Here is an 11,036-nt window from a genome sequence, read left to right as displayed (position 1 = left end):
CCCCCCCCCCAGCCGCGGTGGTCGTTCCCGGCCGGGCGGGGGGGGGCCGCCCCCCCCCCCCGCCCCCCCCCCCCCGGGCCGGGGGGGGGGGGCCCCCGGCCCCCCCGAGGCACTGGTCCTCGTCGGCACCCTCGTCGCGCTGCTCGTCCTGGTCCTGGTCGGCCTGGGTGTCGGCGACATCCCGCTCTCGCCGGTGCAGGTGCTCGGCGCGCTCGTCGGGCACGGTGACACGATCTCGGACTTCGTGCTCGGACAGCTCCGTGGCCCCCGGGTCCTGGCCGCCGTCCTCGTCGGGGCCAGCCTGGGCGCGGCCGGGGCGATCGTGCAGAGCGTCGTCCGCAACCCGATCGCCAGCCCGGACGTCATCGGCATCACCGCTGGGGCCAGTGCCTCGGGCCTCGTCGCAATCGTCCTGTTCGGCGCCTCCGGGGTGCTGCTCTTCGGGGTGGTGCTCGTCGGGGCCGTCGCCGTCGCGGTGCTCATCGCCGCCCTGGCCTGGCGGCGGGGGATCACCGGCAACCGGGTCGTCCTGGTCGGCGTCGGTGTCGGCGCGATGGCCCTCAGCGTCACCGGGTGGCTGCTCACCAGCGGCAGCCTGCAGCAGGCGGGCACCGCGCTGCTCTGGCTCTCCGGCAGCCTGAACGCCGTCGACCGCACCGTCGTCGGCGCGCTCCTGGTCGGCTTCCTCGTGCTCATGGCCCTCGCCCTCGTGCAGTCGCCGCGGCTCGCCGTGCTGACCCTCGGCGACGACGTCGCGGCGTCCCTCGGCCTCCGACCCGACCGGGCGAAGGTGCTGCTCCTGCTCACCGCGGTGCTCCTCACCGCCGGGGCCGTCGCCACCGCCGGACCCGTCGCGTTCGTCGCGCTGATGGCGGCACCCATCGCCCGACGGCTCGTCGGCGGCGGACGCATCGCCCTCGGCCCGGCCGCAGCCGTCGGCGCCGTCGTCACCCTCGGCTCCGACCTCGTGGCGCAGTTCGCGCTGCCCGGCGTCACCCTGCCGGTCGGGGTGGTCACCGGAGTCGTCGGAGCGCCCTACCTGCTCTGGCTGCTCGCCCGCGGGCGCTGAGGACCCGCCTGCCGCCTGGCCGCAGCCGGTCGACGGATGTGCACCGCGCCTCCAGGCCGTGTCCAGCCGGCGGTCGGACTCGCCGTGCCGCCCCCCGGATGCGGGTCTGCGCGCACGCTTGCGGGAACCCGCAGGAGGTGCCCGGAACCCCCCGTCCGAGGGTCCGCACGACGACGCCCGTCGCCGTACCGTCATCGACGACCACCGGACTCCCGACAGCGCCCACACCCGACGGCTGCTGGTCCGGTACGAACGAAGGACAGCATGCCCGAACACCTGGACGGTGCCCCGACGCGCCGCCGCCAGTGGGGTGCCGAGCGACGGACCCAGCCGCTCGACACGATCCACGCCCGCCCCTCCGACCGGAAGCTCGTCTCCGGACGCGTCGCCATCATCCTGACCATCGCGTTCTGGCTGGCCTACGTCGTCTACACGGTGATCCGCCAGTTCCTGGACTCCGGCACCGAGAGCTTCCGCTTCACCACCGAGGCCATCTCGTACACGGTCGTCGTCACCTTCCTGACCTTCTCGGCCCTGATGCACCTGGTCGCCCGCCAGGGGGCACTCGAGCGCTTCGCCACCCACGTCCGCGTCCCGCGCGCCGAACTCGACCGGCACTTCGCCGAGGGCCACGAGTCGCCGCTGACCGTCCTCGTGCCGAGCTACGCCGAGGAGCCCGAGGTCGTCGCCACCACGCTGTGGTCCGCCGCCCTGCAGGAGTACCCGGACCTCCGCATCGTGCTGCTCGTCGACGACTCGCCGTTCCCGACCGACCCGGAGACCGCCGCGAAGCTCGAGCGCACCCGCGCCGTCGCCGACACCATCCAGTCGCAGCTGGCCGCGCCGTCCCGCCGGTTCCAGGAGGCCCTGCTCTCCGCCGAGGTCGAGGCCGCGGGCGCCCCGCAGGCCTCCGTGGAGACCGTGCGCACCCTGGTCGCGCACCACCGCTGGGCAGACGCTTGGCTCCGTCGCCACGCCCGCGAACACGGCGTCGCCGACCACGTCGACCAGTTCTTCACCGACCAGGTCCTCGTCGGCCTTGCGGACGAGTTCCGTCTGACGGCCGAGGCGCTCGACGCCGCGATCACCGACGCCGGCACCGCCCAGTCCACCGACGTCAGCTCCGCCCGCGCGGTCGAACTGCAGCGTCGCCTGGCGTGGACCTTCACCGCCGAGATCACCACGTTCGAGCGGAAGCGCTACGCGAACCTGTCGCACGAGGCGAACAAAGCGATGAACCTCAACTCGTACATCGGCCTGCTCGGCGGCGCCTACCGTCACGAGGAGACCGCGTCCGGCACCGTCCTGCGCACCGTCACCGACCCGGCCGACGCCGACCTCGTCGTCCCCGCGTCCGACTACGTCCTGACGCTCGACGCCGACTCGGTGCTGCTCCGCGACTACTGCCTGCGCCTGGTCTACTTCCTCGAGCAGCCCGAGAACGAACGCGTCGCCGTCACCCAGACGCCGTACTCGTCCTTCCGCGGTGCCGCGACCCGCATCGAGCGTCTCGCCGGTGCCACCACCGACATCCAGCACATCCTGCACCAGGGCATGTCGAAGTACGGCGCCACCTTCTGGGTCGGCGCGAACGCGGTCATCCGCACCCGGGCCCTCCGCGACATCGAGGAGACCGAGACCGTCGGCGGCTTCGAGGTGAAGCGCTACGTCCAGGACCGCACCGTCATCGAGGACACCGAGTCGAGCGTCGACCTCGGCATGCACGGCTGGACCCTCGTCAACTACCCGGAGCGCCTGTCCTACAGCGCCACCCCGCCGGACTTCGGCTCCCTGATCGTGCAGCGGCGACGCTGGGCGAACGGCGGCCTGCTCATCCTGCCGAAGTACATCCGCCAGGTGCGCGAGCGCCGGGCCCGCGGGGAGCGCGTCAGCGTCGTCGAGATGGCGCTCCGCGTCAACTACATGGCGTCGATCGCCTGGGGGTCGCTCGGCCTGATCTTCCTGCTGGCCTACCCGTACGACTCGCGGCTGCTCAGCCCGATGGTGCTGCTCGCCGCCCTGCCGTACTTCTGGCTCTTCGCGAGCGACCTCAAGTACTGCGGCTACAAGCGCACCGACATCCTGCGCATCTACGGCTTCAACCTGGTCCTCATGCCGGTGAACGTCGCCGGCGTGCTGAAGAGCGTGCAGCAGGCCCTCACCGCGAAGAAGATCCCGTTCGCCCGCACGCCCAAGGTCAAGGACCGCACTGCCTCGCCGGCGCTCTACGTCCTGGCCCCGTACGCGATGGTCGCCTTCTCGGTCTTCACCTTCGTGCGGGACTTCGGCGCGCAGAACTGGGGCAACGCGGTGTTCGCCGCCTTCAACGCCCTGCTCGCCCTGTACGCGATCACCGCCTACATCGGCCTCTGGAACTCCGTCGTCGACGTGTTCATCTGGGCGACGAAGTGGATGTTCTACGACCCGTCCGCCCGCGCCGCACGACGTGCAGCGCGGAAAGACGAGCGCGCCACCGCCAAGGCCGTCCGACGCGGACTGGTCCCGGAGGCCGCACCCGCGACCGAGGACTGGCGCTCGGTGCTCTACTTCGGCCAGCGCGGCACGACCATCCCGGAACACCTCGGGGCCGACCACCTCGGCACCACCCACCCCGGGGCCACCCACCCCGGGACCACCCATCAGATCGGGGCCGGCACCGCCGGTGCCCAGCGCGGCCTGGCCGTGCAGCACGACGAGAAGACGGCGGCCTGACCATGAGCACCACACGACGACTCTCCCCGGTCCGGGTCACCCTGGCCGCCGTGGTCGCCCTCGCGGTCGTGGGGGGGGGGGGGGGCGGGGGGGGGCCCGGGGGGGGGGGCCGCGGGGCCCCCCGCGGGACAGGACGATGCGGTCGGCGGGGGCGTTCGCCACGGCGTCGGTGACGCTGGTCGCAGCGATCGCGAGCAGGTCGGCGCGCGCCCCGACGACGGGACCGGCGGCCGGGAGGCCCATCACGCTCCGGGCGGTGTCGCTCACCATCGCGTACGCCTGGTCCGGCGTCAGGTGACCCGCGGTCACGAGCAGCGACGCGGTCTCGAGGGCGTCGCTCCGGCCGACCGGGTTGAACGGGTCGCGGACGTTGTCCGCGCCGGCCGCCACCCGGACGCCCGCGTCGAGGAGGGCCTGGATCGCGGTGAGGCCCCGCGGGGTCGAGACCGGGTGCTGCCAGCCCTGCAGGTACAGGTTCGTGATCGGCAGGGTGATGACGCCGAGGTCCGCCGCGACGACGTCGGACACCACCTGGGCCAGGTGGTCCGCGTCCATCGTGCCGAGGCGGACGCAGTGCCCGGCGGAGTACTGACGGTCGCGCGGCCAGCCCCGGACGGCCCGGGCGTAGTGGTCGAGGGTGACCGGCCCGTCCAGGCTCTCGTCGGCGTGCAGGTCGACCCCGAGGCCGCGGCGCCGGGCGATGGCGAGCAGCCGGTCGACGTCGGCCAGGGGGTCCTCGGCGAGGTGCGGGGCGCCGCCGACCAGGTCCACCCCGAGGTCCAGGACCGCCTCGACGTGCTCGTCGGGAGCGAGGGGGCCGGCGAGGGCGACGAGTTCGATGTCCATCAGGTGGGCCAGCTCGTCCCGGACCTGCACGAGGGCCTGGGCGCCGCGGACGGCCTCGGCGACGGTACCGGTCCCGCCGTGGCTGAGGACGTCGACGTGGGTGCGGACGGCGGTGGTGCCGGCGGACAGCAGGGCGAGGGCCGCGGTCCGGGCGCGATCGGCGATCTCGTCGACGGACATCGTCGTGGCGTACTCCGCCCAGGCGGCGATGGCCGAGCCGAGGTCGCCGAGCGGCGGGTCGATCCGGTCGGCGCTGAGGGCCTTGTCGAGGTGGGCGTGGGGTTCGGCCGGGGCGGTGAGGAGCAGGCGGCCGTCGAGCTCGAGGGTGGTCGCGGACGGTGCCCGGAGTGTGCCGGCGGGGGCGACCTCGGTGACGCTGTCGCCGGTGACCGCGACGTCGACGAGACGGCCGTCGGCCAGGAGGGCGGACCGCAGGAGGGTGATCGGGCGGGGCAGCGACGAGTCCATGGGGCCCTCTCGATCGTGTGTGAGAATGTTGATCGCATCAACATCCACGATGCTAGGTGGGCCGTGTTTCCCACCCGTTTCGCTCCGGTTGCCGGCTGTGACGAGATGGACCGCACGGAACGCCCGGCCCGTCCGGACCACGATCGGAGCGCGATGCACACCGAACTCCTGCCCGAGCGCGACCTGCCCGCCGCCGACCGGGTCGTCGATGAACAGGCCCGTCTCGTCGGCGAGCACATCCGGGCGCTGCGCCGTTCGTCGCGTCTGACGCTCGTGCAGCTCGCCGAACGGACCGGGCTGTCGCACCCGTTCCTCAGCCAGGTGGAGCGCGGGCACTCGCGGGCGAGCATGGTCTCGCTCGAGAAGATCGCCGCCGCGCTCGACACCACGCAGGTCGCCCTCCTCGCCGCCGGGGCCCCGGTCCGCGACGAGCCCGACGACCGGCGCCCCGAGGTGCTCCGTTCCGGCGAGGGCGCCCGCGGGCCGTTCTCCAGCGGCGAGGCCCGGCTGCTCGTGCACGCCGGCCCGCACGCCTTCGAGCCGCTCGAGTGGAAGGGCGACAACACCGAACCGGGGGAGTACTTCGAGCACCGCGAGGACGAGTTCCTCACCGTGCTCGCCGGCGACGTCCTGCTCGACCTCCGCGGCCAGGACGTCGTCCGGCTCGGGCCCGGCGACTCGGCGTACTACCGCGGCGGCACCGGGCACCGCTGGTGCAGTGCCGACGGCAGCGCGTTCCACATGATCGTCGTCAAGGAGACCCCGCGGGCCGGAGCGGCATCATGAGCGGGCCCGGCATCACGAACGGCGCTGGGCCCACGAACGGCGCTGGGTCCACGAACGGTGCGGAGGCCCGGCACCGGATGCGCATCACCGACCGACAGCGGGTGGCCGAGGACGTCGTCACGCTCGACCTCGCCCCCGTCGACGGTGTTCTCCTGCCCGACTGGGAGCCCGGCGCCCACGTGGACCTCGAGGTCATGCCCGGCACCGAACGCCAGTACTCGCTCGTCACCACCACCCCGGACGGGCACTGGCGGGTCGCGGTCCTCCGCGAAGCCGGTGGTCGGGGCGGGTCCGTCGCCGTGCACGACACCCTGCGGACCGGCGACGAGGTCCTGGTCGGCGGCCCGCGCAACCACTTCGGCTTCGACCCCGACCGGCCCGCGGTCTTCGTCGCCGGCGGCATCGGGATCACCCCGATCCGCGCGATGATCGCCGCCGCCGAGCAGGCCGGGACGCCGTGGGAGCTGCACTACGCCGGACGCTCCCGCGACCGGATGGCGTTCGCCGACGAGCTCGTGGCCGCGCACCCCGACCGGGTCGTCCTCGCCGCGGCCGACCAGGCACCCCGGTTGAACGTTGTCGGGCTGCTCGCCGAACCACGGGACGCCGTCGTCTACTGCTGCGGTCCGCGGGGTCTCATGGACGCCGTCGAAGCCGCTGCCGCGCACTGGCCGGCCGGCAGCGTCCGCGTCGAGCGCTTCGAGCCCGCCGCCGACGTGGACGCCCCGGGGGAGTCCTTCGAGGTCGAGCTCACCCTGACCGGGACGACCGTCACCGTCCCCGCCGACCGGACCCTGCTCGAGGTCGCGGAGGACGCCGGGGCCTTCGTCCTGTCGTCCTGCCGCGAGGGCACCTGCGGCACGTGCGAGACCCCCGTCCTCGAGGGCGCGGTGGACCACCGGGACACCGTGCTCAGCCCCGCCGAGCAGGCCGACGACCGCACCATGATGGTCTGTGTCTCCCGCGCGGCGGCCGGCTGCCCCCGGTTGGTGCTCGAGCTCTGACCTGACGTCGGCCGGGCCTACGGCCGTTCGGTGTCGTCGAGCGGCCCGCCGGTCAGCGCCGACAGGCGCTCGAGCCCAGCCTGCTCGACGAGCTGGCGAGCCAGCGGACGGGCGCGGGCCACCGCCTCCCGGACGTCGACGCGGGTGACCTCGAAGTCGGCCAGGCTGAGGTCGCCGTCGACCCAGACGTCCTTCACCTCGCGGCTGCCGGCCACGAACACGACCGCCTGGAACGGGTCGTGGACGTTCGCGAGCGTCGGGCTCTCACCGTCGAACACCACCAGGTCGGCGCGCTTGCCGGGCTCCAGCGAGCCGATCTCCGCCTCCATCCGCAGTGCGTGGGCGCCGCCGATCGTGCCCATCTCGAACGCCTCCCGAGCGCTCATCGCGGTCGCCTGCAGGTCGCGGATGCGGGCCAGGATCGCCGCGGTCTTCATCGCCTGCAGGAAGTCCTGCGAGTCGTTCGACGCCGGGCCGTCGACCCCGATGCCGACCGGGATCCCGAGGGCCCGGAGCTCCGCGACCGGTGCGATGCCGCTCGCCAGGATGCCGTTGGCCACCGGGTTGTGCGCGACGCCGACACCGTTCGCCGCGTAGGTCTCGCGGTCCTGACGGTCCATCCAGACGCTGTGCGCGGCGATCACCGGGACGCGGAACATGCCCGTCGCCTCGGCGTGCCCGACGACGGTCCTGCCGGTGCGCTGGCGTGCGGCCGTGACCTCCTCGCGGACCTCGTGCACGTGCACGTGGATGCCGTGGCCGCCGTCGACCGCGTAGTCGATGTGCTCCTGCCACGCGGCGTCCGAGTACCGGCCGATCGAGGAAATCCCGACCCGGAACGTGCTGTACCGGCTGGCGTCGGCGGCTTCGCGCAGGGCGTCGAACTCCGCCAGGATCGGCGCCGGACCGAACCCGCGGTCGACGTCCCCGGAGCCGAACGACACGACGCCGCGCAGGCCGAGCTCCTCGAGCGCCTGGACGACGCCCGGGGTCGCCGGCTCGTCGGCGATCGGGTCCGAGCAGAACATGTCGTTCGCCGTCGTCACCCCGCTCCGGAGCATCTGGATGCCCTGCAGCATCGTGCCCGCGTACGCCTTGTCCCGCGTCATCACCGGGTTGACGTGCGAGATCAGGGCGTTCAGCCACTCCCACAGCGTGTACTGCGAGCCGATGCCCGTGATGAGGCCCTCGCTGAAGTGCCCGTGCGTGTTCACGAAGCCCGGGGTGACGATGTCGTTCGCCCCGCCGCGGACCGTGGCGTGGGGATGCGCTGCCGACAGCTCGGCGAACGTGCCGACCGCGGCGACCCGGTCGCCGTCGAGCAGTACCGCGCCGTCCCGGATCGCGGACGGGGTGGCGGAGGCGTCGGGGGCGGCGGTCAGTACCCACCCGCCGCGGATCAGGGTCTGGGTCATGTCCGGACCCTATGGAACCCGTGTTTCACCGGTGTTCCCGGACGGTTTCCCCCGTTCGCACGACAACCCTTCCGGAACGTCCGGTGTCACGCGCCCGAAACAGCGCCCTGCTACAAACTCCCCATGTTGACCGTCACCGGTGCCCTCCGCGTCCTCGTCGACCCCCGCACCGAACGCGACGGCGACGTGGTCGTCGACGACGGCAGCAGTGTCGCGTCCACCCTCGACGCCTCGGGCTGTGTCGTCACCGCCGGACTCGTCAACGCCCACCACCACCTGCTGCAGACCGCGTTCCGCACGCTCCCCGGTACGCGCGGAGTGCCGATGGCGGACTGGCTCCCCACGATGGCGCAGGCCTACGGAGCAGCGGGTCACGACCCCGAGCTGTACGGGGCGTCGGCGGCGGTCGGAGCCGCGGAGGGCCTCCTGTCCGGCGTCACGACCATCGCCGACCACCACCTGAACTGGCCGACCGAGGCGAACCCCGACGAGACCGTCGCGCTCGCCGCAGCCACCGTCGACGCTGTCCGCGGGCTCGGCGGCCGGCTCGTCTTCGTCCGGGGGAGCGCGCGCGACGACCCGTCGCATGCAGCGGCGTCGGCCGACGCGATCGTCCGGGCCCTGCTGCACGAGGACGCGGTCGGCGGCACCGATCCGGACGGGCGGCTGCAGATCGCGGTCGGGCCGGCCGGCGTGCACTCCGACGGCGAGGCCACCTTCCGGGCACTCGGCGAGGTCGCCGCGGAGCACGGCCTCCGTCGGCGGACCCAGGCGAACGAGCAGGTCGACACCGCCATCGCGCTGGAGCGGTACGGGCGGCGGCCGCTCGACCTGCTCGAGGCGTGGGGCTGGCTCACACCGGACGTGACCGTCGCCCATCTCTGCGACGTCACCGACGACGAGATCGCGCGCCTCGCCGCCGCCGGGGTCACCGCGACGCACGCACCGGGCTGCGACGTGCCGATGGGGTGGGGGATCGCGCCCGTCGCCCGGCTCGCCGCCGCGGGCGTGCCGGTCGGGCTCGGCACCAGCGGGGGTGGCAGCAACGACGCCGGACACCTGCTCGCCGACGCGCGGCTCGCGATGCAGGTCTCTGCGTTGGTCGGACCGCAGCTGCCGGCACGTCAGGTGCTCGGCATGGCGACCGAGGGGTCCGCGATCGGGCTCGGGCGGCCGGAACTCGGCCACCTCGGGGCCGTTTCGGCGGGCGACCTCTGCCTCTGGGACGTGTCCGGGGTCGCGGACGCCGGAGTCGCGGACCCCGTCGCCGGACTGCTCTGGGCGTCGCCGGGGCGGCGGCCGAAGCACGTCGTCGTCGGTGGGCGCGTGGTGGTGCGGGACGGGAGGCTCGTCACGGCTGACGAGGGCGAGCTGGTGGCCCGGCTGCGGGAGCGGCTGGCGCGGGGGCGCGCGCGTCCGTGAGGCGCCCCGGTCTTCGTGAGACGCCCCCGTCTCCGTGGGACGCCCCGCTTGTGCTGAGGCGCCCCCGTCTTCGTGAGACGCCGCCCTTGTGCTGAGACGCCGCCGGATTCCGCGGCGTCTCAGGACCTTCGGGGCGTCGAGCACTGACGGGCGTGTCTCGACGCGGGCCCGGTCGCCGGGGTACGGTTCGCAGAACGAGGGAGGACCGTCATGCGGATCCTGGGGAACGTGGTTCGTGGGTTACTCTTCGCGATCGAGTCGGTGGCGAAGACGATCGGCGCGATGTCCGGAGCGCACACGCACGACCTGGACGGTCAGCGGAAGCTCTACGAGCAGCGGGCCGACTACCGCCCCTGAGGAGCGGTCAATGTGCGAAGTTCAGCGCCCGCAGTTCAGCGCGCGCGGTTGAGCCGGTCGGCGAGACGTCCGAGCGCCCAGTTCAGCAGGAAGCCCAGCGCGCCGAGGACCGGCAGCGCGATGACGACGACGGTCCAGACGACCTTCGCCAGCTGCGAGCGGGTCCGGTCGCGCCAGAGCACCACGAGCGCTCCGACCTCGATCAGAGCGATCACGAGCAGGACGGCGATGTGCCCGCCGCCGAGAGTGTCCTGGAACACGTCCCCACCTTCCCCGGAGCACGCGATCGAGCCCCGTTGCGGAGTGTAGCGGCGTCGTGGTGCCGGCCCGCGCCTCCCGGCACGAGCGGTCAGGGTGCCTCGACGACCGACGCCTGGAGTGCACGGATGGTGACTGCGAGCCCACCGGACGCGAGCAAGCCGGACCCGAGCGGCCCGGACTGGTCGGTGCCGAGCACGGGGAGGCGGCGCAGTGCGCTTCGGACCTCGGCGCTCATGTGCCCGATCTGCCAGCGGAGTTCGTCCGCACCCGATCCGGAGTCCCCGAGTCCGGCTGCACGCACCGCGTAGGCGGCGGCCCCGAGTGCGTGCGCGCCCATGTGGGCGACACCGGAGGCCTGACCGGCGGCGAAGGCGGCCGCTCGTGCTGCCGGATCACGCACGGCGGAGGCGGCGCGACCGGTCTCGAAGCGTCGGCGGATCATCTCCGCCGCGTCGATCTCGCCACGAGCGAAGGCCCGCGTCCGCGCGATCCCGTCACGGGGACGGGCGTCGTCGGGGGCGTGGCGTTCGAACAGCAGGAGGACCCGGTCGGCGCAGTCCGCGGCCCACGCGGCCAGCAGGCGACGATCGCCCAGGTCGAGTGTCTGTGGAGAGGCCATGCAGGCACCATTGCACGTCGAGTGGTCCGGACACGCGAGAACGCCGCTCCGGTTGTGCCGGGGCGGCGTTCTCGTGG

The 11,036-nt window shown here is 73.5% G+C and carries 10 protein-coding genes; 6 read left to right on the top strand and 4 right to left on the bottom strand.

What is annotated here, in order from left to right:
• Nucleotides 1–112 precede the first annotated feature (112 nt).
• Entirely contained in the window at nt 113–1,069 is a 957-nt protein-coding gene (locus QCD68_RS15595) for a FecCD family ABC transporter permease (RefSeq protein ID WP_301223688.1), read from the top strand.
• 264 nt (nt 1,070–1,333) lie between these two features.
• Nucleotides 1,334–3,781, top strand: a complete 2,448-nt coding sequence (locus tag QCD68_RS15590; RefSeq protein ID WP_301223687.1) for a glycosyltransferase family 2 protein — start codon at nt 1,334–1,336, stop codon at nt 3,779–3,781.
• Between the two features lie 36 nt (nt 3,782–3,817).
• On the opposite strand, the gene QCD68_RS15585 is transcribed toward QCD68_RS15590, so the two are convergent.
• Nucleotides 3,818–5,095: an amidohydrolase family protein gene (locus QCD68_RS15585; RefSeq protein WP_301223686.1), complete on the bottom strand. Its 1,278-nt coding sequence runs from the start codon at nt 5,093–5,095 to the stop codon at nt 3,818–3,820.
• 153 nt (nt 5,096–5,248) lie between these two features.
• On the opposite strand from QCD68_RS15585, the gene QCD68_RS15580 reads away from it, so the two are divergent.
• Together QCD68_RS15580 and QCD68_RS15575 are read left to right on the top strand one after the other, a co-directional pair.
• Nucleotides 5,249–5,881: a helix-turn-helix domain-containing protein gene (locus QCD68_RS15580; RefSeq protein WP_301223685.1), complete on the top strand. Its 633-nt coding sequence runs from the start codon at nt 5,249–5,251 to the stop codon at nt 5,879–5,881.
• A complete protein-coding gene (locus tag QCD68_RS15575) occupies nt 5,878–6,885 on the top strand; it encodes a PDR/VanB family oxidoreductase (protein ID WP_301223684.1) in 1,008 nt (335 codons plus the stop codon). The genes QCD68_RS15580 and QCD68_RS15575 overlap by 4 nt, the downstream gene beginning before the upstream one ends.
• A gap of 17 nt (nt 6,886–6,902) precedes the next feature.
• Here the strand turns inward: QCD68_RS15575 and QCD68_RS15570 are convergent, their stop codons facing one another.
• Entirely contained in the window at nt 6,903–8,300 is a 1,398-nt protein-coding gene (locus QCD68_RS15570) for an amidohydrolase family protein (RefSeq protein WP_301223683.1), read from the bottom strand.
• A gap of 123 nt (nt 8,301–8,423) precedes the next feature.
• On the opposite strand from QCD68_RS15570, the gene QCD68_RS15565 reads away from it, so the two are divergent.
• Nucleotides 8,424–9,722, top strand: coding sequence for an amidohydrolase family protein (locus QCD68_RS15565; RefSeq protein ID WP_301223682.1), 1,299 nt, complete (start codon nt 8,424–8,426; stop codon nt 9,720–9,722).
• Nucleotides 9,723–9,932: 210 nt separating this feature from the next.
• Nucleotides 9,933–10,079: a hypothetical protein gene (locus QCD68_RS15560; protein ID WP_290157925.1), complete on the top strand. Its 147-nt coding sequence runs from the start codon at nt 9,933–9,935 to the stop codon at nt 10,077–10,079.
• A 35-nt stretch (nt 10,080–10,114) separates the two neighbouring features.
• Here QCD68_RS15560 and QCD68_RS15555 read toward each other — a convergent pair whose 3' ends face one another.
• Both QCD68_RS15555 and QCD68_RS15550 read right to left on the bottom strand, forming a co-directional pair.
• Nucleotides 10,115–10,339, bottom strand: a complete 225-nt coding sequence (locus tag QCD68_RS15555; RefSeq protein WP_290157927.1) for a PLDc N-terminal domain-containing protein — start codon at nt 10,337–10,339, stop codon at nt 10,115–10,117.
• Between the two features lie 89 nt (nt 10,340–10,428).
• Nucleotides 10,429–10,959 carry a putative immunity protein gene (locus QCD68_RS15550; RefSeq protein WP_301223681.1) on the bottom strand — a complete coding sequence of 177 codons (531 nt, stop codon included), beginning with the start codon at nt 10,957–10,959 and terminating at the stop codon, nt 10,429–10,431.
• Nucleotides 10,960–11,036: the final 77 nt, after the last annotated feature.

The organism is Curtobacterium sp. PsM8 (genome assembly GCF_030433875.1).
In the GTDB taxonomy this organism is placed as follows: domain Bacteria; phylum Actinomycetota; class Actinomycetes; order Actinomycetales; family Microbacteriaceae; genus Curtobacterium.
Note: the sequence above shows the minus strand (reverse complement) of the source record. Positions and strands in the feature narration are given on the sequence as shown.

Bases quoted from the DNA above. Each gene is read 5' to 3' on its own strand.
- QCD68_RS15590 (WP_301223687.1), top strand. From the start codon at position 1,334: ATGCCCGAACACCTGGACGGTGCCCCGACGCGCCGCCGCCAGTGGGGT.
- QCD68_RS15585 (WP_301223686.1), bottom strand. From the start codon at position 5,095: ATGGACTCGTCGCTGCCCCGCCCGATCACCCTCCTGCGGTCCGCCCTC.
- QCD68_RS15580 (WP_301223685.1), top strand. From the start codon at position 5,249: ATGCACACCGAACTCCTGCCCGAGCGCGACCTGCCCGCCGCCGACCGG.
- QCD68_RS15575 (WP_301223684.1), top strand. From the start codon at position 5,878: ATGAGCGGGCCCGGCATCACGAACGGCGCTGGGCCCACGAACGGCGCT.
- QCD68_RS15570 (WP_301223683.1), bottom strand. From the start codon at position 8,300: ATGACCCAGACCCTGATCCGCGGCGGGTGGGTACTGACCGCCGCCCCC.
- QCD68_RS15565 (WP_301223682.1), top strand. From the start codon at position 8,424: ATGTTGACCGTCACCGGTGCCCTCCGCGTCCTCGTCGACCCCCGCACC.
- QCD68_RS15560 (WP_290157925.1), top strand. From the start codon at position 9,933: ATGCGGATCCTGGGGAACGTGGTTCGTGGGTTACTCTTCGCGATCGAG.
- QCD68_RS15550 (WP_301223681.1), bottom strand. From the start codon at position 10,959: ATGGCCTCTCCACAGACACTCGACCTGGGCGATCGTCGCCTGCTGGCC.